Here is a 22,413-nt window from a genome sequence, read left to right as displayed (position 1 = left end):
AAACATTATGCGTTATTATATAATTGCCGGCGAAGCATCTGGCGACCTACATGCATCTAACCTGATGAAGGCTTTTAAAGAACAGGATGTCGAGGCTGAATTCAGGTATTGGGGCGGAGATTTGATGAAAGAACAAGGTGGAACACTGGTGCGTCATTACAAAGATACGGCTGTAATGGGGTTATGGGATGTGTTGATGAATCTCAACTCGATTAAGAAAAATTTCAAGTTATGCCAGGATGATCTGTTGGCTTATAAACCAGATGTATTGATATTGGTTGATTATGCAGGCTTTAATCTACGTATGGCCAAGTTTGCCACAGAAAATAATCTGCTGGTTTATTATTATATCTCACCAAAAATTTGGGCCTGGAATCAAAAACGGGTTAAAAAGATAAAGGCCAATGTTAACCGGATGTTTACCATTCTTCCTTTTGAAACAAAGTTTTTTGAAGAGCATAATGTAGAAGTTCAGTACAGTGGTAATCCTGTTTTGGATGCCATTGATAATCGCTCTAATAAGGGCGAGTCATTTGATTCATTTGTTGAGCGTAACCAACTGGATAAGCGTCCTAAGGTTGCTTTGCTGGCAGGAAGCCGTAAAGGGGAGATAAGTCTAAACTTACCGGATATGCTTCGGATGGTAGATAAATTTCCAGACTACCAGTTTGTCATTGCAGGTGCGCCATCTTTCGCAGTGGAGGAATACGATTCATACATTAAAGATATTGATGTAGCTGTTGTCAGTGGTCAGACTTATGAACTGTTGCAGCAATCGCGGGCTGCTTTGGTAACGTCCGGAACGGCAACTTTAGAAACCGCTTTACTTAATTGTCCACAGGTTGTGTGTTACCAAATGTGGGGTGGGGGCTTTACGGATTTTATTGCTAAGAAAATATTAATTAAGGTTCCGTTCATATCTTTAGTTAACCTTATTTTGGAGAAAGAAGCCGTATTGGAATTATTCCAAAAGAGTTTCACCTTGGAAAAATTGGAAAACGAGTTAGGTTTGTTGCTTGCTGATAGTGACCGGCGGGCTGATATGCTGAATGATTATGAAGAGCTTCATCGGCGAATGGGCGGACCTGGTTCAAGTGCCCGAACAGCCCGTTTAATGCTGGAGTCATTAAGAAAAGATAAGAACATTAAGTAATCAATTATGCTGGCTATTTTTAAACGCGAATTAGCATCTTTTTTCAGTTCCATAACCGGCGCCTTGGTTGTGACGGTCTTTTTATTACTCACAGGATTATTTCTTTGGGTTATACCGAATGACTTAAACATTATCTATAATGGTTACGCAACACTCGAATCGCTTTTCTATATCGCGCCATGGGTATATTTGTTCCTGGTGCCTGCTGTTACTATGCGTTTATTTGCAGATGAAAAACGTTTGGGAACGCTTGATTTGCTGTTAACGCGCCCTGTTTCCGAATTGCAAATTGTGTTTGGTAAGTTTTTAGCCGGTTTGTCTGTTGTGTTGCTAAGTTTGATTCCAACACTTATTTATGTTTATAGTGTTTATCAGCTGGGAAATCCAGTTGGTAACATGGATATGGGAGGAACATGGGGTTCCTATATTGGTTTGGTTTTTCTGGCAGCTGTATACGTAGCCATTGGTGTTTTTGCATCATCACTGACCGATAACCAGATTGTTGCATTTATTCTGGCTGTTTTGCTATGTTTTATGTTCTATTCTGGCTTCGATTCTTTGGCTGCCTTACCAAGTTTAAGTGGATTACGCGATGCGATAACGTATATTGGAATCGACAGTCATTATCGTTCTTTAAGTCGAGGTGTTATCGATTCGAGAGACATAGTACACTTATCTTCATTGGTTTTTTTCTTTCTGTTTCTTTCTAAGCTTTCACTCTTAAAAAACAAACGTTAACAGTCGGTTCTTATGAGTATAAATGTCAATCATCCAAATAAATTAGTTAAACTGGCTGTTGTTGTTTTAGGGCTTATTGCAATAAGCTGGCTTAGTCGTCAGGTGTTTTTTCGGATTGATTTAACCTCTGAAAAGCGTTATACCTTAACCGAAACATCAAAGCAATTTATGAAGGATTTGTCATCAGAATTATATGTAAAGGTATATCTGGATGGTGAATTAAACAGTGGTTTTTCACGCTTATCTAACTCTACGCGAGAGATGCTGGAAGAGTTAAAGTCAGAGGCTGGCCGCTCCATGCATTTTGAGTTTGTTAATCCGGATGAAGGTACTGGTGAAGAGAAAAAGGCTTTGATAGAAGAGCTGGCAGAATATGGGTTTGAACCGCAAAGTGTATTTGAGAATGCTGAAGATGGGCGTCAGATACAGTCGTATGTTTTTCCTTATGCATTGGTCTATTATGAGGACCGAATTGTTGGGGTTAATCTGCTAGATAATTTGCCTTCTCGAAGTGGTTCTGAAAACTTAAACAGCTCAATTGAAGGACTGGAATATAAGTTTGCGAACGCATTTAGGAAACTATTAACTCAGGAAAAAAGTAAAATTGCTTTTCTGGAAGGACATGGTGAGCTGGATGAGTTGGATGTTATTGAAGCGACAGATGCGTTGTCGGCCTACTACCAGGTTGACCGGGGGCGGATTGGTAATGATGCCTCTATTTTAGCTCCGTACACGGTGATAATTATTGCCAAGCCGTCTAAGCCATTCAGCGAAAAGGATAAGTTTGTGTTGGATCAATACCTGATGAATGGTGGACGATTGTTGTATTTGATTGATGCAGTGAATGTGACACTTGATAGCCTGCGACAGTCGCCTCAAACCATTGGCTTATATAATGATGTTAATCTGGACGATCAGTTGTTTAAATATGGTGTTCGAGTGAACCCGGTAGTTGTTGAAGACGTGCAGGCTGGTCGTATTTTGATGAATGCCAAGCCACAAGGCCAGCCGCAACTGGTGCCCGTTCCCTGGTTGTATAGTCCGTTGTTGTCGGCGTTGCAAAATCATCCTGTAACGCGTAATATTAACCTGGTGCGTGGTGGTTTTACAGGCACTATCGATACGGTTGGAAATAATCTCGATATTTCTCGTCATATTTTATTGCGCACATCACAATATACAAAGGTTAATCAAACACCTGTCTTTATTAACATGGCCGATGTGAACAGACAACCTAAGCAAGTTGAGTTTAATTCGCCACATCAGACTGTTGCATTGATGCAGGAAGGGCAATTCCCATCAGTATTCGTTAATCGTCAAATACCTGTAGGACTTACCGGGGTGAATGAGCGGAAAGACAAAAGTGTTGCTACACGTTTAATGGTGGTGGCCGATGGCGATATTATTCGCAATACTATTCGTTTTAAAAGCAGCAATCCTCAGATTATGCCATTGGGTTATGATGAGGGCTCTCAGCAGCAATATGGGAATAAAGATTTTATCGTTAATGCCGTTAATTACCTTTGTGACGAAGATGGTTGGATGCAATTGCGTGGTCGTCATTTGACATTACGTTTATTGGATAAACAAAAGTTATCAGAAGGAACAACTTGGTTAAAATGGCTGAATGTGGTGTTGCCGATTTTGATAATGGTGTTAGGTTGTTTATTGTTTGTGTATATGCGCTTCAGACGATTTGGCAAATAAAATTCGTTCTTCAATTTACCAATTCACCTAACCCTCAATTCACCAATATTAGGGCTGTTAATAACTCCTGAAAAGAATACGAATATCGTGTTTTGTACAGAAGTGTTTTTTCGTATCTTGCATGTTGCGTTTTAAGCATAATTAATGAGATTGTATAAGCGCGTAATTATCTGTTTTTTTGATATATTTGATAAGAACTAATAACTGTAAGAATTTATGAAATTTGTAGTTTCCAGTACAGAATTACTATCGCATCTACAAGCCATCAGTCGCGTGATTAGTAATAAAAGTACATTGCCAATCCTCGATAACTTTTTATTCGACCTAAAAGACAATAAACTTGTATTGACGGCTTCCGACCTGGAGGTTACTATGGTTACGTCCTTAGAAATAGATAATTCAGATGGAGAAGGAATTATAGCTTTACCTTCTCGCATCTTGTTGGAAACGCTAAAGAAATTTCCTGAGCAACCACTTAATTTCGATATTAACATGGATACATTTGGTGTTAATATCGTGACAGAAAAAGGTAAGTTCAGTATTGTAGGGCAGGATGGAGCCGATTTTCCTGAGCTGCCACAATTAGATTCTGATAAGAGCTCAAGTCTTCAGGTAGGTGTTGATTTATTGGAAGTAGGTATCAATAAAACGCTTTTCGCAACTGCTGATGATGAATTACGTCCGGTGATGAATGGTATTTTGGTGGAATTGTCGCCTGAGAATATGACATTCGTGGCCTCAGATTCACACAAATTGGTTCGCTATCGTCGTTTAGATGCCAAAACAGAGTTTTCGGCATCATTTATCTTACCTAAGAAACCTGCCGGATTGCTTAAGAATGTTTTACCTAAAGAAAGCGGGGAAGTTTCTATCGAATTTGATGATAAAAATGCCTTCTTTACTTTGCCTAACTATAAATTAGTTTGTCGCTTGGTAGAAGGCAATTATCCAAGCTATAATGCAGTTATTCCTCAGGATAATCCATATAAAGTGATTATTGATCGTAGTGAATTCCACAACACATTGGGCCGCGTTTCTATCTTCTCAAACCAAGCCAGTAACCTGGTGAAGTTGAAAATGACACCTGGCGAGATGGTTGTTTCTGCACAGGATATCGATTTTAGTATTTCAGCGCACGAGCGTTTAACATGTCAGTACGAAGGGGATGAAATGGAGATTGGTTTCAAATCAGGATTCTTAGCTGATATTCTGGACAACCTTAATTCAACTGATGTTATTCTTGAGTTGTCTGACCCATCAAGAGCTGGTATTCTATTGCCATTCGAGAATGGCGAAAACGAAGAAGAACTGATGCTGTTAATGCCAATGATGATTAACGTGTAATTTTGTTTGTACTTTAAATATTCGAGCCGCTGCTTCATTGAAGTAGCGGTTTTTTATTGTATTCAATTGGATTGAAATTGCTAGCTGCAATACAAAGGTTTGGGGAGAGGCAAATTGTTAGTGATTTGTTAAACTGAGTCAAACTCACGAAAAAATCGTATTTTTGTGCGCTAATTGGCAAAGAAGGAGAATATAAAAATGCAGAAAAAGAAAGTTGTAATTGGCCTATCAGGTGGTGTTGATTCCAGTGTTGCAGCCTATGTGTTAAAGGAGCAAGGTTACGAAGTCATCGGGTTATTTATGAAAAACTGGCACGACACAACTGGTGTCTTAAAAGCTGATTGCCCCTGGTTGGATGATCAGTTTGATGCTAAAGCGGTAGCCATGAAGCTGGACATCCCATTTCATACGGTTGATTTAAGTGACTTTTATCGACAGCGTGTAGTTGATTATATGTTTGCCGAATATGAGCGTGGCAGAACACCTAATCCTGACGTTTTATGTAATCGTGAGATTAAGTTTGATGTGTTTATGGATAAGGCACTGGAGCTTGGAGCTGATTATGTAGCGACCGGCCATTATTGTCGAAAAGAGACGGTAATGGTGGATGGAAAAGAAGTTCACCGTCTTTTAGCAGGGAGTGATGATAATAAAGACCAAAGTTATTTCTTATGCCAGTTAAGTCAGCAGCAATTGGCTAAAGCGCTTTTCCCGATTGGTGATATTGTGAAACCGGAGGTGCGACGAATTGCCAATGAGTTAAACCTTGTGACTGCTCACAAAAAGGATTCGCAAGGCATTTGCTTTGTTGGAAAGGTGGATTTACCTGTTTTTCTGCAACAAAAATTAGAGCCTAAGAAAGGTCGTGTTTTTATTATAGATAAAGACAGTGAGTTGTTTGTGCGTGATTGGAGCAAGGCGGAAGTGGAGAATCCAAGTGATGCCGATTTAGAAGAATTATCAAAACCATATTTGTTTCACCCAAAGTACGGTAAGAAGATTGGTGATCATAATGGAGCTCATTTTTATACCATTGGGCAGCGTAAAGGTTTAAATATTGGTGGTTTCCCTGAACCACTGTTTATTATTGGAACCAATGTTGACTTTAACCAGGTGTATGCCGGAATGGGTAAACAGCATCCGGGTTTATTCCGTAAAGTGCTTCGCATTATGCCGGATGAAATTCATTGGGTTCGCGATGACCAGGAAATGGAAATTGGAGAATCGCGTCGATTGAATCTGCGTATTCGATACCGTCAACCACTGCAAAAAGGCGTATTGCATCGTCGCGAAAATGGTATGTTTTTGGTCTTCGATGAACCGCAAAGAGGAATTACAGCTGGTCAGTTTGCATCCTGGTATGATAAAGATGAACTAATTGGTTCTGGAGTGATTAGTTAGTAACTAAAAGACACAAGACCCAAGACTGTTTTAAGGATGAAAAAAATAGCTTAGGATTAATAGCTTTATGTTGTGTTCAAGTAATTAATCGTTGAGTTGGAAAAAGGTTGTTTTTTTCAAATTATCGAATCAGTAAATTATCATTTGTCAGTTCGTCAATTAATCAATTCGACGATTTAATAATTTTGTAAAGATGAAAGCCTATAACCCTGAAATGCATACAGCTGAACATGTACTGAATCAAACCATGGTTCGGCTATTTGGATGTAATCGTTCTTTTTCCAATCATTTGGAACGCAAAAAGTCGAAGTGTGATTACCACTTTGAACGCGCTTTAACAAGTGATGAAGAACAAATGATTAACGACAAGGTTAATGCGGTTCTGCAACAACATGATGATGTGACAGAAGAAGTATTGCCACGAACGAAAGCCGCTCAATTATTTGATTTAGATAAGTTGCCAGACGCCTCTGGTGAAGAAATCCGTATTGTAAGAGTTGGTGATTACGATGCTTGCCCCTGTATTGGTGAACATGTTGCTAATACAAAAGAAGTAGGTGAGTTTGTATTGGGTTCTACTAGTTACGATGAAGGGGTACTCAGGATTAGATTTAAATTAAAACGACCACAATTGGTATAGAAATGCCACCCTGTTTAGAGTGGCTTTTTATATGAACACTTTTGTATGCACTTTACTTAAACATCTTAGGCGCTACAAACCATTCAATCTTTCCTTCGCGGGCATTGATATCTTCCCAGCTATCTACATTAAATGAAATGGCAATTGTTCCTGTGGTTGGAAAATGCAAATAATCACTATCAGTGAGGCTAATGGCTGTCATTGCAATTTCTGGGTTGTGACCAACAATCATGATGTTATCATGCAGCGCCCCAAACTGCTCCAGGTAGCTTAATAGTTCCGAGGTTGTGTAGCCATCGTATAAAAACTGTTCAAGTACTATGTCCTGTTTGTCAATATCTAACTGTTCTGCAAATAAGCGTGCCGTTTGCTTGGCCCTCATAGCTTTACTGCTGATCAGTAAGTTAGGTCTTATTTTGCGGCTTATCATATCTTTGGCCACCAACTTTGTGTCGTTGTATCCACGTGGTTTAAGGCTACGTTCAAAGTCTGATTTTGAACTCATATAGCCTAATTGTTCAGTTTTGGCGTGACGAACTAATATTAATGTTTTCATAACGGTTGGAGCTATCTTATTTGTTTTCTTCCCTGATAATTTGGTCTAATTGATAAAGATACTCATAAGAAGCGCGCTGTGCACGTAAAGGTTTATCCTTTCCTTTGATAGGTACATTGTTTAAATTTTTGTCTATGCGTCTAACCTTCACGGTGTCCTCCAGTTGCATTTCAAGCATGGTGAGTATTTCAGCTTTCAATTCTGGTTGCTCAATTGGAAAGGCTGTTTCTATGCGTCGGTTAATGTTGCGATTTAGCCAATCAGCTGATGATAAGAACATTTCGGTATTGTTGTCATTTCCAAAAACCCAGATTCTGGCATGTTCCAGGTAACTATCCACCAAACGCAAAACACGGATGTTTCGGCTGTATTCCTGGTCAGGAACCAGGCAGCAGATGCCTCTTACAATCAAATCTACTTTAACACCTGCCTGACTGGCTTCATAAAGTTTACTAATTAGGTTTTTGTTTTGTATGCCATTCATTTTTAGTAGAATGTAGCCTTGTTTGCCGGTTTTTGCTAAATCAATCTCGCGATTAATTCGCTTCATGATTTCTTTGCGAAGATTAATCTGAGTGATAAGCAGTTTGTTGAGTTTCGGTTTATGGCTTTGGTCCTCAAGGTATTTGAAGAGGCATTCCATGTCGTCAAGATAGGCATCGTTACAAGTGAAGAAACCATGATCGGCATATGATCGAGCTGTTTTTTCATTGAAGTTGCCAGTGCTTAGGTAGGCAAATGAGCGTTTTCTAATGCCATTGGCACGTCGAATAGCCAGAGCCATTTTGGCGTGGACTTTAAGTCCTGGGATGCTGTATATAATTTTAATTCCTGCCTTTTCCATCTGACGGGCAAAGTAGAGGTTGTTGGCTTCGTCGAAACGGGCTTTTACTTCTACAAAAACAGTAACTTTCTTTTTGTTATGAGCGGCAAAAATCAAGGCTCCAACTACTTCGGAGTTACTGGCAACGCGGTATTGAGTCACTTTTATTTCATCCACCTTTTCATCAGTAGCTGCTTCGCGTAAAAACTGTATCACATAATCGAATGAATGATAAGGGTAGTGCAGCACTCGCTCTTTTCGCTTAATAGCTTCAAACATAGAGCCTGATTCTTCCAGTTCATATGGTTTTATAGGCTCTGGAGCTTTCCATTCCAGCTCCGGCGAATAGGGATTTGGAAAAGAGAAGAAGTCATGCAGGTTCTGGTAGCTGCCTGTTTCAACCAGTTCAATAGGTTTGATGTCGAAAGACTTCATGAGAAATTTTAACACATCAGATGGTATGGCTCTGTCGTGATATAAGCCTGCAGGCGTACCTGTTTTCCGAAGTGCCAGGTTTTTTCGAATTTTTTCAACCAAGTCACCCCAAAACTCATCTTCGATACCCAAATCAGCATTGCGGGCAATTTTTACACCCCAGCTGCCAACAACATCGTAACCCGGAAATAACTCCGGTAGCCCATAGCGAATAGCATCATCTAAAAACATAAAATGATACTGGTTATCAACGCGTGGTAATTTTATAAAGCGTTTATGATCGTTGGTTGGTACTTTAATAAGGGCATAACGAGCTCGCCGTTTCTTGTTTTTTTTATCACTTTTCTTTCTTTTTCGGTACAGTTTAACAGCGAGATAGAGGCGATTATCACGCATAAAACTTCGTGTGCCTTTGTTAAGTAATACCGGCTGGCAATAAGGGATAAGCTCGGTATGGAAAAAATTGTGAATAAACTGCTTGTGTTCTTTTTTATCAGAATAACCATCAAGGTGTAGAATAATACCACTTTTTTGCATTAATGGTAGTATCTCACCCTTAAATATTTTACTATACTCTATCCAGTGCTGGCCAACGATGGTATTGATCTTCTCAAGGATTTCACCTGCCTGTGGTATATCGGGATAGCTTTCCGGGTGAAGTGTAGCATTGCGGTATTCGGCTACTCGTACTTTGTAGAATTCATCAAGATTATTGGAGTATATAGCCAGAAATTTCAAGCGTTCAAATAATGGAAGGTTTGTGTCTTTAGCTTCTTCAAGAACCCTGTGATTAAAAGAAAGCCAACTAATGTCGCGGTTGAAAAATTGTCGTTCGATAGGCATAGTTTAGTCTCTTGCTTGCTTAAAAATATTAAAAATAGGGTAGATTTGACAATGATTTATGACATTTCCAACACACATGACTAAAATAGGGTTATTATCGGATACGCATTCGCATCTGGATGAGCGCTTTGTTGAATTATTCAAGGATGTAGATGAAATTTGGCACGCCGGTGATATTGGTGATATTCGTGTGCTGGATAAACTAAGAAGTATGAAACCTGTTCGTGCGGTTTATGGTAATATTGATGGATTGGACATCAGACAGGAATTAAAAGCACATGAACGCTTTATGTGCGAGGGTGTTGATGTGTGGATGACTCATATTGGAGGATATCCTGGAAAATACGACAATTTGGTAAAGGGAGCGATATACACCAATCCGCCAAAACTTTTTATTAGTGGTCACTCTCATATCTTAAAAGTGATGTACGATAAAAAACTCGGGTTACTTCATTTAAATCCCGGCGCTTGCGGTATTTCTGGTTTTCACGCAGTGCGCACTGCTTTGCGTTTTGCAATTGATGGGGAGAGAATCAAAGATATGGAGGTTATTGAGCTGGGGCCTAAGAGAGCAAAGTAGCTTTGCGTTAAATAATATTAATAGTGAACGTATGTTCAAAAATACTTTTACTTTTGTGAGCTGAATAGCTCACACACTATGAATTTTATCTTTAAACCGAAGTTTTTCACTTTATTAAAGGCTGGTATATCAAGGCAACAACTTGTTAATGATGCTCTGGCCGGGATTGTTGTTGGAATTGTGGCATTGCCACTTGCCATTGCTTTTGCAGTGGCTTCAGGAGTGTCTCCTGAAAAAGGATTAATTACTGCTATCGTAGCTGGTTTTATAATATCGCTTCTTGGAGGAAGTCGGGTACAGATTGGTGGGCCTACCGGGGCTTTTATTGTGATTGTATTTGGTATTGTTGAGCAGTATGGCTTTGATGGCTTAGTGATTTCAACCATATTGGCTGGCTTTATTTTAATAGGATTTGGTTTATTGCGTTTAGGCAGCTTGCTAAAATATTTTCCACAACCTTTAGTGGTTGGGTTCACAAGTGGAATCGCCCTGGTTATTTTCTCAACACAAATTAAGGATGCTTTGGGGCTTTCCGTAGAATCTGTTCCTGCTGATTTTTTGGATAAATGGGTATTGTATGTTTCATCGTTGAATGATGTTAACTATTATGCGATTGGTCTTACAGCGCTCACTATTTTAATTAGTGTTAATTTTAAACGTATAAGCACAAAAATACCGGGTTCTTTTATTGCGATTATTTGTATGACCTTGGCTGTTGCTATTTGGGATTTGCCGGTTGCAACCATTGAAACGTATTTTGGTGATATTCCCAATACCATCAGTTGGTCGGTTCCTCATATCGATTTGTCTACTATTCATATTTATTTTGCCCCGGCCATAACGATTGCCTTGCTTGGAGGTATTGAGTCATTACTTTCGGCTGTGGTAGCCGATGGTATGATTGGAGGTAAGCATCGTTCCAATACCGAGTTGATTGCGCAGGGAATTGCCAATGTGGTGACGCCTTTTTTTGGAGGCATTCCGGCTACAGGAGCTATTGCGCGTACGGCAACCAATATCAAAAATGGTGGTCGCACACCCCTGGCTGGTATTATTCATGCCATCAGCCTGTTATTGATAATGTTGTTTTTAGGTACCTGGGCAAAGCTTATTCCAATGGCTTGTTTGGCTGGTATTTTAATAGTGGTGGCCTATAATATGAGCGAGTGGCGCTCTTTTGTGGCAGTATTGAAAGGCTCTATATTCGATAGTATTATTCTGCTTATCACATTTATACTCACTGTTTTTGTTGATTTAACAGTGGCTATTGAGATTGGGGTTGTTTTATCTGCGATTCTTTTTATGAAACGCATGGCAGATATTAGTGATAAACGAATTGATAATGTGATTGATACAGATGTGATTGAAGACTACTCAGAGCTTCCAGAAGGGGTTGGTGTGTATGAAATTAGTGGTCCATTGTTCTTTGCATCGGCGCGTAGGTACTCTGAGCATATCAAAGAATTGGGAGGAGTTAGTAAGGTGCTGATTATCCGAATGCGACATGTGTCTTTTGTTGATCAAACAGGAGCATACAACTTGAAAGATACATTAACCATCCTCAAACAATATGGTGTGCGCATTATTTTATCAGGGGTGAACAGCTCGGTGCAAAAAGATCTGCAATCGAATGGTGTTATGGAAAATATTGAAGCAGAATGTATTTGTAATTCATTTGAACGGGCTTTGGAATTAGCTAATAATATGCAGCTTGAGAATCGTGTCGGGTCGAAACATTCAGGTTCAGCAACTGTCGGACGCGATGAGAAAGAGAATTAGTTTTACACAAAATATTAATACAATGGCTATATCAACATTAAAAGTAGGAGCTGAAATGAAAGAGGGCTTTCGCACTGAAGTTTCATGTTCGCACAATTTTGTAATTGACCAACCTAAGCCTGCAGGTACGGATGAAGGTCCTAACCCGATGGAAATCTTCTTGTCGTCACTGCCAGCTTGTATCTGCGCTATCGGTCGTATTATTGCTAATCAGCGCCGCTTGCCGGTTAAAGGTATCTCGGTTAAATTAGAAGGAGATATTGATAAGGACTTTTTATTAGGGAAAACTGAAGAAGGACGTGCCGGCTTTGTTGAAATCAGAACCTATGTAGAAATTGATGCTGATATGACAAAGGAAGATAAAGAGGCATTTTTACATGATGTTGAAAAGCGTTGCCCAATTGCTGATAACATGACGAATACAAGCTCCATTAAAGCTATTTTGGTGGAGTAGTAGTGACGGTATGCATAAAAATAAAACCGCTTAGTGCATAGATTGTTCTAAGCGGTTTTTTTGTGTATATCTTGATTTTTACTGTCGTAATAATTTCTCCGATAAAACAGATGGATTAGTCAGTTGTTGGGGAAGCAAATGGGCATGACTCACTCTGACCGGACAAATGTCAATACCGCCGCGGCGCGTATAAATGCAGCTCACGGCTAACTCTTCTGGTTCAAAAATGTCCCATAAACGCTTATATATCATCTCACATATTTCTTCGTGGAAATGATTCTCATTCCGGATAGAAACCAAATATTTTAATAGGTCACTTTTATCGGGCAACGAAGCACCTTTAATGTGAATAAAGCAGCTTCCCCAATCCGGTTGATTCGTTATTTTGCAGTTACTGCGTAATAGGTGAGAGGCGATTTTTAATTCGCCATGATTATCCGTTTTGCACAATAATTCAGGTGCTTCGTTGTAGCGTGTAAATTGAATAGAATCAGTATTCACTGTATCTTCTATCACTACATAGTCTGAAAAATCATAAGCCGCTTCATACTGCATATGTTTAAAAAAGGATAGCTGAACGTCTGTTTCTAAGAGTTGATTCAGGTCATTGTTTATGGTTGTCAGCACATCTTTCAAGCCTTTTTCGGCCGTATTACCAAAGCGGTGCATGTTAAACGAATTCAGGTATAACTTGAATGATTTACTTTCGACTATTGAAACATTGGTAGCCGGGTAAACCACTTTTAATAAGCCAGTAACAGGCAATCCTTTATTAGTTAGGAAGCTTAATTCGTAAGCATGCCACACATCATAACCAATAAAAGGAAGATTTGATTCTTCGAGCTGATATTGTTCGCGGTTAAAATGGCGAGGCACAGCCACCAGCATCTCTGGTGCATACTGCTGTGGATAATCAACTTGTTTGCCTAGGAATTTTCCTTCATTCATACATTAATGATTAGGGGTAAATGATTAGAGATTAATTAGATTTTAATCTTTGCTTAGCTGTTTTGATGCTCGATGTTAAAAGTTTCAGGAGTTCAATACAGCTACTTTTTAGTGTATTACATTTTTCATGAGTGATATAATCAGTTGCAAAGAGAAGTTCTATCCAATAAATGGATTCGTTAGCTTCTTTTTGTGCAATTTGTAGTTTATGTATGAAGTCCTTTTTGCTTTCAGCAAATTCAGCTTCTCTTATTAAAGCACCAATAGCTGTTCCAGATCTCCATACCTGTTTTGTTAAAATGTACTCTTTGAAATCCTCTTGTATGACTTGACATGTTCTGATAATGTTAATCGAGAATGCAAAACTCTTTTCTTTAAGGATATTCTTCATTGTTAATGATTTACTTGGATTAATGTATTCAAATTACAAAATAATTTTAATTAACCATTAACCATTAACCATTAACCATTAACCATTAACCATTAACCATTACTTCTATACCCCTGATTTCGAGCCAAACAACTCAATGTGAACGCGCGGGCTAAAACGCCATCCGTTAGCAATGGCCATGTCCAATACCATGGGTGAAGAGCGTGAAACCTCAACTTTAGTTGCGCCTAGTGGCATCAGTAATATATCACTCGCCTGGCAGTTATTTAATTGTTCAATAAAGTCAGAGAGAATTTCTTTATAATCGTTCTTTCTGCCGACAACGAATTTTAATTGAAGCTCCTTGTTGCTATTGTTGGCCAAATCAACATAGGATTGCAAGGCTTCTATATTAACCCGCTTTTGGGCGTGTTTTTTAAACACGGTATTTTCTTTCAATCCAAATACGGCTAATTTCTCAGGGCTTGGCACTGAGTTGCTTAGTTTAGGGGAGATGCTAAAAAGATCGACCCAGGCTGCCACATTTTCATCGAAGATGGAGCCATTGGATTCGATTGTGATGTGTACATTAAGCTGTTCTTTTAGCTTTTGACATAAGTCGGCAAGAGCTCTGCGTTGCAATAAAGGTTCACCACCAGTAATCACCACATGTTTGATGTTTCCAATGTTATATCGGACCCAATCAACTACTTTATCAACTTCCAGTTCAATTATTTCATTGGGTTGGAAAGAGGCGTAACGTGTGTCGCAACGCGAATAAGTGCCATCTTCCATTTGCCAGATACAGCGAAGATTGCAACCTGATAAGCGAATAAATAATGAGGGAACACCCGCCAGCTTGCCTTCACCTTGTATGGTTCCTGCAATGTGTAAACCTGTTTGGGGTGTTTCTTCCAATAACAGACCATTCCTGTCTTTTGTAACAGGGAATACGCCTTCTTTAGCTAAAATCAACTTCTCCATTTTCAACTTCTCTCAAATAATCAAAGTGACGTATCAATAACACCAGCCTCAGCAAATGCCTTGGCGCGTAACAAACAACTGTCGCAAGTACCACATGGTTTTTCGCCTCCACGATAACAACTCCAGGTTAAGCCCAGGTCAGCACCTAGCTCAACGCCTAAAGTAATTTCTTCCGCTTTGGTCATATTCACAAAAGGGGCATGAACTTTAATGGGTTGATTCTTTTCAGCTCCCATCACAGTGCCCAGGTTAATGGCTTTCTCCATGCCGTCAATAAACTCCTGTCGACAATCGACATAGCCAGAATAGTCAACCTGACTTACGCCGATAAATATATCTTGAGCACCGATGGCTTCAGCCAATGATGCTGCTACTGATAAAAATACCATGTTGCGGGCAGGTACGTATGTTACGGGTATATCTGAGCGGTTCACGTCGCCATCTTCCACTTTCATTGATGAATCCGTTAGTGACGAGCCACCCCATTTATCTAATTTAAGTGTTACCACCTGATGACTGGCAGCTTCTGCTTGTTCTGCAATTATTTTGGCGGCTTCCAGTTCACGGTTATGGCGTTGTCCGTAATCAAAAGAAAGAGCATGTAATTCAAAGCCTTCTTTTTTGGCCACATGCAGGGCAACGGCTGAATCCAGACCTCCGGAAAGTAATACGACTGCTTTTTTCATTGCTTATGTGAATTAAACAGTTGTAAACAAACGATAAAACAAAATGGAGAATACGGATGTACGAACGTACATCAGCAGATATTCAAATGCATACAAATCTCCTAGTTTTGTTTTACAACAGGATGGTTACGAACTGTTGGTGTTAAACACAGCGCAAAGATAAGTAAAAAGAAGCGAAATTTAACTGGGGTAATAAGAAATCAAGGATTATAGTTTAATACCCATCACTAAAACATCGTCAATCTGGTCGTTTATGCCTTTCCAAACATCAAAGAACTTATTGTAAATATCTCCTTGTTCGGCCATGGTGTAGTGGTGATTCTCCAGAAGCAGGTTTCTGAATCCTTTTTGCATGAGTTTTTTATCATTGGGTCCGCCAAACTGAGATGGATAACCATCGGAGTATAAGTAGATGCAATCGTCGTTCTGAAAAGAAATAACATGATTGGTATAGGGGAGGTTTGTTTCTCCTATTGACACAGGCATGTGGTCGGCCTGGAAAATCTGCATTTCTTTATTGCGTACTAACAGCATGTCGTTAAAAGCACCGGCAAACTCAATCTCTTTTTTCTCGGTGTTAATTGTAATAATGCTGATGTCCATACCATCTTTAACTTCACTGTCTTCGTCTTGCTTAAGCGAGTCAATCACAATGCGGCGCAGTTCGTTAAGTATTTCTGCTGGTTGTGTTATTTTGTTCTTACCAACAATCTCATGTAAATAGGCCACGCCAAACATGCTCATAAAGGCGCCAGGTACCCCATGTCCGGTGCAGTCGGCAGCTACTATAATAAGTTTGTCATCTGCTTTTTCTACCCAATAAAAGTCGCCACTTACAATATCGCGAGGTCTCAGCATAATGAAATGCTCAGGTAATACGTTATCCAGAAATTCTTTTGACGGCAGACTGGCTGATTGAATTTTCTGAGCGTATTCAATACTATCGGTTAGCTTTTTATTGACTGTTCGGATTTTATGAATCAAGCGTTGATTTTGATCGCGTGCCATTTTGATAGACAACTGGGTTTTAACCCTGGCCTTTAGTTCCATGATGTTAAATGGCTTGGTAATATAGTCTATAGCGCCAGCTTCAAAGCCTTTAAGGATACTATCCGAATCGTTTTGGCCAGTGATAAAGATGATTGGGATGTCCTTCGATAGGTCGTTGCTCTTTAGTATTTTACAGACTTCGTAGCCATTCATGCCCGGCATAACAATATCAAGTAAAATAAGATCGGGCTTATTTCTTGAGAAGGCAATTTCCATGGCGTCGTCGCCATTGCTTGCTGTAACAGTGTTATAGCGCGAAAGTGCCTCCTGAAGAATTTCCAGGTTAACAGCAGAATCATCTACCAATAATATGGTGGGGTCGAGCTGAGTCATTAAAAATACTAAATAAATGTTACTATTGGTTTAGTTACGTAGAAAACGAGTGAAAGTTGTGTTTTGTTGTCATTCCTTTTGCATGTGCTTCAAGGTGAGTGAATAAAATTTATATCAGTCTAATACTTATTAAAAGTAAGCGCTTAGTTTAAGGTTGAGTCGTCGTGATGTCAGGTAATTGGGTACTGCATATTGACGGTTGTGTATGTCTCTTACCCAAAAGTACGAAATGGTGTTGTTAATGTCGAATAGGTTAAATACTTCAAGTCCTATCCGGCAATCTTTAACCAGCGTATTCTTCTTATTCAGCCACTTTGTTAAATCTTTAGAAAATCCAATGTCAACACGGCGATAGGCCGGCATGCGGTTGGTGGCCATGTAACGCGGCGACTGTGGTGGGCCAAACGGTAATCCTGTTGAAAAGAGTAGATTAAGATTAACTCTGAAGCTTGGATTATTGGGTAAGTAATCCTGAAAGAACAAGGAGAATGAAACGCGTTGATCCGAAGGACGAGGAATATATCCAGGGTAAACGGTTGTTTCATTATCATTCTCATCTGTATCAATGTAGAAGTCATCCAGTATGTCTTCTTCTGTTTTCATTAACGACAGGTTGGCCCATGATTCAACACCCGGAACAAATTCTCCATTCAGCTTGAAGTCTATCCCGGTGGCGTACCCTTTGGCATTATTTTCTCCGGAATAGCGCACTCGTACATTGTCAACCTGGTAGGGATTAAGATTAGTCAGGTGTTTATAATAAGCTTCTGAAGTAAACTTAAACTGGCGGTTCATTGCTTCAAAGATGCGGTCAATTCCAGCCACTATCTGCACCGATTTTTGGGCTTTTATATTTTTATTGATGGTGCCATTGGGACGTCGCATCTCGCGATAAAAGGGGCTTTGGTAATAAATACCTCCAGCCAGGCGATAGCGTGTTGTTTTATCGATATTGGGATAGAACAAAAGATTAACACGCGGGCTAATTAGAAATTCATCGTTGAAATCCCAGTAATTGATTCTGATACCTGCGTTTACAAGGATAAAACCATTGGCAGTATTAACGCGGAATTCATCCTGAAGATAAGCTGTTACCCGGTTGCTTGATGTTTCGGCATCGGCATTGTATGCGTAAACAAACTTTACTTCTTTATCGGAGTAAGGTAGAGAATAGCCAGCCGAATCGCGCATTTCCCATTCGTTAATATAGTCTTTGAAATACTCATGCTGGTATTTGACCTGCCACGATAACAGGTGGTCGTTGAGCTGGTGTTTGCCCTGCAATGCCATGTTCTGGATGATGCCCAGCAGGTCGTTACGCGCATGTTCCAGATTGGTGCCTACACCAATATTCTGAATGCCATCTTCTTGAGGATTGGGTGTTGAGCCATCAAGGTTTTCAATATTTTGTAACCAATATTGGCCTTGGATATCATAGGTTTCTTCTTCGTAAGTCCGGTAGCCCATAGCTGTCAACTTATATTGATTACTACTGTTGGGTAAAAACTTTAGAGAAACAGCACCTAATCCCGTTTGAAATAAATCTTTCTCCTGGCCTTCAAAATAGATTTTAAGCTTCTTGGCATCGTTAATCGTGCCAAACGATGTTTCGCGGTCAATCGGTTCAAAGCTGTAGTTGTTTTGCGAATAATAGCCCAATGCTTCAATGGCCCACTTTTCAGAAAGTTGGTAAGTAAGAAATGTTTGCGCATCAAAAAAACTGGGGTTGTAATCACCACTCACGTCGAGCGATCCCAGCAGGTATTGGTTGGTTTTGTATCGAACGCCGGTAATAGCGCTAAATTTATTGTCTTTTGAGCTGCCTTCAATGTGGCCGGATGCACCCAGCAGACTGGCACTGACACTTCCGCTTAACTTACGTGGCTTTTTATAACGCACATCGAGAACAGACGACATTCTATCACCATATTGAGCTTCAAAGCCACCAGGCGAAAATTTAAGCGAAGAAATCAGGTTTGGATTAACAAAACTAAGGCCCTCCTGTTGGCCCGAACGAATGAGGAAAGGACGATAAATTTCAATGTCATTAACATATACCAGATTTTCATCGTAATTACCTCCCCTGACACGATATTGGGAGCTTAATTCGTTATTGGACGAAACTCCCATCTGACTTTTTACCAGGCCTTCGATATTACCACCACCCGCATCGGGTAAGCGGTCAACTAGTTTGGGGTTTATTTTATTAAATGATTGGTCGGTTATTTGTCCTTCAACATCAACCTGTCCCAGATTTTCCTGTTTCTGCGATAAGTATATTACAAGATTCTTAGCTTGTTGGGCGTTGTTGATTTGAAGTGTTGCTGTTTGATAACCAATGGATGAAACCTGCACTTCAAAAGGCAGAGCCAGGGTAGTAATAAAAGAAAATAGTCCCTCTTCATCGCATATGCCACCTTCTTTTTCATTAACGATGGTGATGTTAGCAAATGGGATGGGCTGATGAAGGCTGTCTTTAACAGTGCCTTTTAGAGTTATTCTTTCCTGAGCTGATGTTTGCCATCCCATTGATAACAGGATGAGTAAGTATAATAGGCTTAATTTATTTTTCACAGTTGAGCTCTTCTTTAGCTATGTTTTGATGCCGTTGAAGTCATTTGTTGATGCTTCAAACCGGCAGAATAATGCATGTAAAAATAGAAAGGAATTATGTATCTGAAAAATTCAACATAAATACTAAAAACCTTCTGTTAAGAGTAAACGAAAACAATTGATTTTTCGTATCTTTAAAGTATGGAGACTAAGATAATTGATAACCATCCTACCCTTAAAAATAGTGATGAACGCTTCCGGAAAATACTCAATTCTTTGGTTGATTCATTTCGGATTGAAGGTATTCATTTCTCAGATGAAGAATTAAAAAGAATGGTGGGACGAGTAGAAGGAGAGATTAAAAAATAGCTGCAATTATATCTGTCATAGGTTGATAGTTGTGATCAGCTGCAGCCTGAACGGCAATAATGTATTCTTTAAACTGACGTTGCGTAATCTTATAAAACCCCAAAAAGTCATAGCCTTGTTTAACGGCCATCATATTGGCCAAAATACGTGCAACCCTGCCATTAGCTTCTCTGAATGGGTGGATGAATAGTAACTCGGCATGCACTTTAGCAATGTCTTTTATTAAAGCTTTTTTATCTTCGTAATAGTTGGGGAGGTGATGCATTATTTTCTCGTCAAACTCATGGCATATACGAGGTAAAAATTTGGCTGTAGGAAACAAAAAGCCTCCTTTGGTCATGTTGACGGTTCTGAATTGCCCGGCAAAATCATAGACTTTATTCAGTGATAGCTGGTGGATGCGTTGGATGTATGAAAAGTCAAATTGTGTTTTAGTGGTCAATTCTTCAAGGAGTTGGTATTGTGCCTTTAAAAAACCTTCGAATTCTACTTTATGGATGGCGTCAATGCTTGAAATACCAAGTAGATTAGGTAAAACATCGTGTTGGCCATTGTCGCCAGGTATATCATATCTTGAATGCAGGTATGGCATCAATTCAAATAATAAAGTAAAAAGGAATATCAAATTAGCCCTAAAAAAGGGGATTGGCAAGTGATGTCATAAATATCATTCAATATTACATTTGGTGAAAAAGTCTTATTGGCTTTGATAAAGAATGATTTTATCTTTACAAACCTGATTTGAAAATGAAAAACATTCTAAATAGATACTAATGAAGAAGCTATTAATAATGCTGAATGTGCCACGTCAGCAATTTGATGAGATATTACCAGATTGGGAAATTATTTATCCTGAAAAAGAATCGTTTACACCCGATAAGTTGATTAAAAAGGTAGCTGATGTGGATGCTATTGTGACGGTTTATGGAAATATACTGTCGAACGAAGTCATTGATGCTGCACCTCAGTTAAAGATGATTGCCAATTTTGGTGCGGGCTATGACAATATAGATATGGAGCATGTGACTAAGCGCGGTATTGTGGTGACTAACAGTCCTGATCCGGTAACGGAACCAACAGCTGAATTGGCCATGGGTTTAATGATTGGCACGGCCCGTCGGATGGGGGAGATGAATACCATTCTGAAAAATAAGGAAGAGTTGCAATGGGGCGTGATGCGTAATCTGAGTACAACGCTTGTTGGCAAGCAATTGGGTATTATTGGCATGGGGGCTATCGGTAAAGCCTTGGCCCGACGCGCTGTGGCTTCTGGTATGTCAGTTGTATATCACAACAGAAAGCAGGTAGGTGCTGATGAAGAGCAGCAATTAAATGTAACATATATTTCCCAGGAAGAATTATTAAAAACGTCTGATGTAGTGTCGCTGAATATGCCATTAACGGCAGAAACAAAAGGCATGATAGGGAAAGCGCAATTGCAGCTCATGAAACCAAGTGCCTTTTTGATTAACACGGCCCGTGGTCCGGTAGTGGATGAGCAGGCATTGATTGAAGCATTGGAAAATAAATACATTGCCGGAGCTGGCCTGGATGTGTTTGAGAACGAACCAACCATTCCGGATGCATTGCGTGAACTGCCCAATGTGTTTTTAATGCCACACCTTGGAACGGCAACACATGAAACGCGGGGAGAGATGTCTGCTTTAGTAGCGCTTAATATTAAAACGTTTTTTGAAGGTATGGTGCCGCCTAATCAGGTGAGTTAATAACCTGAGTTCGACGAAAAATTAATCGCTCAGACCGTTTGTGAATAATTGGTTTCAAGGAATCTTTGTGAAGGAATAGCGGGCTATTTCAAACAAATATGACGTAGAAAACAGTTGTTTACAAGCGGTAAGTCAAACTTTTCAATAAATAACTAATCTACTTCTCTAAATTTTATCATCACAGCTCACTATGCTTCAAAAATTTATATTGTATATCAGTCATTTAATGAAATCTGAGCTGTTTAATTTTAATCGAATTCAGGTTAATAGAATCATGGATCAACACATCGTCTGATGAGGGCTGTTAGTGTTTAAAGGGATGTCATCTTTATTGCCAAATGACAAATCAAAGATGACATCCGAAATAAAACGATGGTTGTTGTGGTAGATTTATAGGAAGTATGAAAATTGTAATGTTATATAACGATTTGATATAGTGGTGCAACAGAAGGAAATTAGGCTGAAAGAGTATGGTCGTGGTTTTCATTTGATAACAAATGATGTTTTAGCAGCATTGCCCGACTTGCCACAAACAGGCCTGTTAAATATTTTTATTCAGCATTCGTCAGCAGGTTTATCCTTAAACGAGAATGCTGATTATACCGTTCGCGATGACTTTGAAACGGTTTTTAATAAACTGGTTCCTGAGAATGATGCTGATTATAAGCATACTCTGGAAGGAGCTGATGATATACCGGCACATATCAAATCGTCGTTGGTGGGAGCGTCATTGACCATTCCGATAACAAATGGGCGATTAAACCTGGGAACCTGGCAGGGTATTTATTTGTGTGAATTTCGGAATTATGGGGGTGTGCGCAAGCTGGTGCTTACAATTTATTATTAAGAATGGTTACAAATTATAACCATTGATAAATGTCATTACTAGAGGGTTTAGATATTTGTTACTTAGCGAGCCGAAGCAAATAAGTAATAATAT

At 39.4% G+C, this 22,413-nt stretch carries 21 protein-coding genes; 12 read left to right on the top strand and 9 right to left on the bottom strand.

The features are described from left to right. Positions 1-7: 7 nt before the first annotated feature. The 6 genes from lpxB (at position 8) to J1N10_RS13150 (ending at position 6,983) form a co-directional block, all read left to right on the top strand. A complete protein-coding gene (lpxB, locus tag J1N10_RS13175) occupies positions 8-1,153 on the top strand; it encodes a lipid-A-disaccharide synthase (RefSeq protein WP_262327184.1) in 1,146 nt (381 codons plus the stop codon). A gap of 6 nt (positions 1,154-1,159) precedes the next feature. After that, complete coding sequence (gldF, locus tag J1N10_RS13170; protein ID WP_262327183.1) at positions 1,160-1,891, top strand: gliding motility-associated ABC transporter permease subunit GldF; 732 nt, start codon at positions 1,160-1,162, stop codon at positions 1,889-1,891. Positions 1,892-1,903: 12 nt separating this feature from the next. Then, positions 1,904-3,598 carry a gliding motility-associated ABC transporter substrate-binding protein GldG gene (gldG, locus tag J1N10_RS13165; protein WP_262327182.1) on the top strand — a complete coding sequence of 565 codons (1,695 nt, stop codon included), beginning with the start codon at positions 1,904-1,906 and terminating at the stop codon, positions 3,596-3,598. Positions 3,599-3,814: 216 nt separating this feature from the next. Further along, positions 3,815-4,942 carry a DNA polymerase III subunit beta gene (gene dnaN / locus J1N10_RS13160; protein WP_262327181.1) on the top strand — a complete coding sequence of 376 codons (1,128 nt, stop codon included), beginning with the start codon at positions 3,815-3,817 and terminating at the stop codon, positions 4,940-4,942. 198 nt (positions 4,943-5,140) lie between these two features. Beyond that, a complete protein-coding gene (gene mnmA, locus J1N10_RS13155) occupies positions 5,141-6,343 on the top strand; it encodes a tRNA 2-thiouridine(34) synthase MnmA (RefSeq protein WP_262327180.1) in 1,203 nt (400 codons plus the stop codon). A gap of 193 nt (positions 6,344-6,536) precedes the next feature. Further along, the gene (locus J1N10_RS13150) at positions 6,537-6,983 is read left to right on the top strand and encodes an alanyl-tRNA editing protein (RefSeq protein WP_262327179.1); all 447 of its coding nucleotides are present in this window, start codon (positions 6,537-6,539) and stop codon (positions 6,981-6,983) included. 52 nt (positions 6,984-7,035) lie between these two features. Here J1N10_RS13150 and J1N10_RS13145 read toward each other — a convergent pair whose 3' ends face one another. Together J1N10_RS13145 and ppk1 are read right to left on the bottom strand one after the other, a co-directional pair. Next, positions 7,036-7,539, bottom strand: coding sequence for a SixA phosphatase family protein (locus J1N10_RS13145; RefSeq protein ID WP_262327178.1), 504 nt, complete (start codon positions 7,537-7,539; stop codon positions 7,036-7,038). A gap of 16 nt (positions 7,540-7,555) precedes the next feature. Then, the gene (ppk1, locus tag J1N10_RS13140) at positions 7,556-9,640 is read right to left on the bottom strand and encodes a polyphosphate kinase 1 (RefSeq protein WP_262327177.1); all 2,085 of its coding nucleotides are present in this window, start codon (positions 9,638-9,640) and stop codon (positions 7,556-7,558) included. A 58-nt stretch (positions 9,641-9,698) separates the two neighbouring features. Between ppk1 and J1N10_RS13135 the strand changes: the two genes are divergently transcribed. The 3 genes from J1N10_RS13135 to J1N10_RS13125 all read left to right on the top strand — a co-directional run bounded on the left by J1N10_RS13135 (position 9,699) and on the right by J1N10_RS13125 (position 12,453). Continuing rightward, a complete protein-coding gene (locus tag J1N10_RS13135; RefSeq protein WP_262327176.1) occupies positions 9,699-10,220 on the top strand; it encodes a metallophosphoesterase family protein in 522 nt (173 codons plus the stop codon). A gap of 78 nt (positions 10,221-10,298) precedes the next feature. Further along, a complete protein-coding gene (locus J1N10_RS13130) occupies positions 10,299-11,999 on the top strand; it encodes a SulP family inorganic anion transporter (RefSeq protein WP_262327175.1) in 1,701 nt (566 codons plus the stop codon). 22 nt (positions 12,000-12,021) lie between these two features. After that, positions 12,022-12,453 (top strand): OsmC family protein, encoded by a 432-nt coding sequence (locus J1N10_RS13125; RefSeq protein ID WP_262327174.1) that lies wholly within the window; start codon positions 12,022-12,024, stop codon positions 12,451-12,453. 78 nt (positions 12,454-12,531) lie between these two features. On the opposite strand, the gene J1N10_RS13120 is transcribed toward J1N10_RS13125, so the two are convergent. From J1N10_RS13120 to J1N10_RS13095, 6 genes are all read right to left on the bottom strand, one after another. Beyond that, positions 12,532-13,401 carry an NADPH-dependent 7-cyano-7-deazaguanine reductase QueF gene (locus tag J1N10_RS13120; RefSeq protein WP_262327173.1) on the bottom strand — a complete coding sequence of 290 codons (870 nt, stop codon included), beginning with the start codon at positions 13,399-13,401 and terminating at the stop codon, positions 12,532-12,534. 31 nt (positions 13,402-13,432) lie between these two features. Beyond that, positions 13,433-13,792 carry a four helix bundle protein gene (locus J1N10_RS13115; protein ID WP_262327172.1) on the bottom strand — a complete coding sequence of 120 codons (360 nt, stop codon included), beginning with the start codon at positions 13,790-13,792 and terminating at the stop codon, positions 13,433-13,435. 105 nt (positions 13,793-13,897) lie between these two features. Continuing rightward, complete coding sequence (locus tag J1N10_RS13110) at positions 13,898-14,755, bottom strand: 7-carboxy-7-deazaguanine synthase QueE (RefSeq protein ID WP_262327171.1); 858 nt, start codon at positions 14,753-14,755, stop codon at positions 13,898-13,900. A gap of 20 nt (positions 14,756-14,775) precedes the next feature. Further along, the gene (gene queC / locus J1N10_RS13105) at positions 14,776-15,441 is read right to left on the bottom strand and encodes a 7-cyano-7-deazaguanine synthase QueC (protein ID WP_262327170.1); all 666 of its coding nucleotides are present in this window, start codon (positions 15,439-15,441) and stop codon (positions 14,776-14,778) included. Between the two features lie 207 nt (positions 15,442-15,648). Beyond that, a complete protein-coding gene (locus tag J1N10_RS13100) occupies positions 15,649-16,824 on the bottom strand; it encodes a PP2C family protein-serine/threonine phosphatase (protein ID WP_262327169.1) in 1,176 nt (391 codons plus the stop codon). A 129-nt stretch (positions 16,825-16,953) separates the two neighbouring features. Next, entirely contained in the window at positions 16,954-19,398 is a 2,445-nt protein-coding gene (locus J1N10_RS13095; protein ID WP_262327168.1) for a TonB-dependent receptor, read from the bottom strand. A gap of 180 nt (positions 19,399-19,578) precedes the next feature. Here J1N10_RS13095 and J1N10_RS13090 point away from each other — a divergent pair, with 180 nt between their 5' ends. Next, positions 19,579-19,746: a hypothetical protein gene (locus J1N10_RS13090; protein ID WP_262327167.1), complete on the top strand. Its 168-nt coding sequence runs from the start codon at positions 19,579-19,581 to the stop codon at positions 19,744-19,746. Here the strand turns inward: J1N10_RS13090 and J1N10_RS13085 are convergent. Continuing rightward, complete coding sequence (locus J1N10_RS13085) at positions 19,736-20,338, bottom strand: Fic/DOC family protein (protein WP_262327166.1); 603 nt, start codon at positions 20,336-20,338, stop codon at positions 19,736-19,738. The two genes, J1N10_RS13090 and J1N10_RS13085, sit on opposite strands and share 11 nt — an antisense overlap. 181 nt (positions 20,339-20,519) lie before the next feature. On the opposite strand from J1N10_RS13085, the gene J1N10_RS13080 reads away from it, so the two are divergent. Together J1N10_RS13080 and J1N10_RS13075 are read left to right on the top strand one after the other, a co-directional pair. Further along, positions 20,520-21,473, top strand: a complete 954-nt coding sequence (locus tag J1N10_RS13080; protein WP_262327165.1) for an NAD(P)-dependent oxidoreductase — start codon at positions 20,520-20,522, stop codon at positions 21,471-21,473. 439 nt (positions 21,474-21,912) lie between these two features. Next, positions 21,913-22,320 carry a secondary thiamine-phosphate synthase enzyme YjbQ gene (locus J1N10_RS13075; protein ID WP_262327164.1) on the top strand — a complete coding sequence of 136 codons (408 nt, stop codon included), beginning with the start codon at positions 21,913-21,915 and terminating at the stop codon, positions 22,318-22,320. Positions 22,321-22,413: the final 93 nt, after the last annotated feature.

The organism is Carboxylicivirga litoralis (assembly GCF_025499605.1).
Taxonomy (GTDB): domain Bacteria; phylum Bacteroidota; class Bacteroidia; order Bacteroidales; family Marinilabiliaceae; genus Carboxylicivirga; species Carboxylicivirga litoralis.
The sequence above is the reverse complement of the archived record's forward strand: the minus strand, read 5'-3'. Positions and strand labels throughout refer to the sequence as shown.

What these genes read in the sequence shown, in the direction of transcription:
- lpxB (WP_262327184.1), top strand. Translation starts at nt 8, where the DNA reads ATGCGTTATTATATAATTGCCGGCGAAGCATCTGGCGACCTACATGCA.
- gldF (WP_262327183.1), top strand. Translation starts at nt 1,160, where the DNA reads ATGCTGGCTATTTTTAAACGCGAATTAGCATCTTTTTTCAGTTCCATA.
- gldG (WP_262327182.1), top strand. Translation starts at nt 1,904, where the DNA reads ATGAGTATAAATGTCAATCATCCAAATAAATTAGTTAAACTGGCTGTT.
- dnaN (WP_262327181.1), top strand. Translation starts at nt 3,815, where the DNA reads ATGAAATTTGTAGTTTCCAGTACAGAATTACTATCGCATCTACAAGCC.
- mnmA (WP_262327180.1), top strand. Translation starts at nt 5,141, where the DNA reads ATGCAGAAAAAGAAAGTTGTAATTGGCCTATCAGGTGGTGTTGATTCC.
- J1N10_RS13150 (WP_262327179.1), top strand. Translation starts at nt 6,537, where the DNA reads ATGAAAGCCTATAACCCTGAAATGCATACAGCTGAACATGTACTGAAT.
- J1N10_RS13145 (WP_262327178.1), bottom strand. Translation starts at nt 7,539, where the DNA reads ATGAAAACATTAATATTAGTTCGTCACGCCAAAACTGAACAATTAGGC.
- ppk1 (WP_262327177.1), bottom strand. Translation starts at nt 9,640, where the DNA reads ATGCCTATCGAACGACAATTTTTCAACCGCGACATTAGTTGGCTTTCT.
- J1N10_RS13135 (WP_262327176.1), top strand. Translation starts at nt 9,699, where the DNA reads ATGACATTTCCAACACACATGACTAAAATAGGGTTATTATCGGATACG.
- J1N10_RS13130 (WP_262327175.1), top strand. Translation starts at nt 10,299, where the DNA reads ATGAATTTTATCTTTAAACCGAAGTTTTTCACTTTATTAAAGGCTGGT.
- J1N10_RS13125 (WP_262327174.1), top strand. Translation starts at nt 12,022, where the DNA reads ATGGCTATATCAACATTAAAAGTAGGAGCTGAAATGAAAGAGGGCTTT.
- J1N10_RS13120 (WP_262327173.1), bottom strand. Translation starts at nt 13,401, where the DNA reads ATGAATGAAGGAAAATTCCTAGGCAAACAAGTTGATTATCCACAGCAG.
- J1N10_RS13115 (WP_262327172.1), bottom strand. Translation starts at nt 13,792, where the DNA reads ATGAAGAATATCCTTAAAGAAAAGAGTTTTGCATTCTCGATTAACATT.
- J1N10_RS13110 (WP_262327171.1), bottom strand. Translation starts at nt 14,755, where the DNA reads ATGGAGAAGTTGATTTTAGCTAAAGAAGGCGTATTCCCTGTTACAAAA.
- queC (WP_262327170.1), bottom strand. Translation starts at nt 15,441, where the DNA reads ATGAAAAAAGCAGTCGTATTACTTTCCGGAGGTCTGGATTCAGCCGTT.
- J1N10_RS13100 (WP_262327169.1), bottom strand. Translation starts at nt 16,824, where the DNA reads ATGACTCAGCTCGACCCCACCATATTATTGGTAGATGATTCTGCTGTT.
- J1N10_RS13090 (WP_262327167.1), top strand. Translation starts at nt 19,579, where the DNA reads ATGGAGACTAAGATAATTGATAACCATCCTACCCTTAAAAATAGTGAT.
- J1N10_RS13085 (WP_262327166.1), bottom strand. Translation starts at nt 20,338, where the DNA reads ATGCCATACCTGCATTCAAGATATGATATACCTGGCGACAATGGCCAA.
- J1N10_RS13080 (WP_262327165.1), top strand. Translation starts at nt 20,520, where the DNA reads ATGAAGAAGCTATTAATAATGCTGAATGTGCCACGTCAGCAATTTGAT.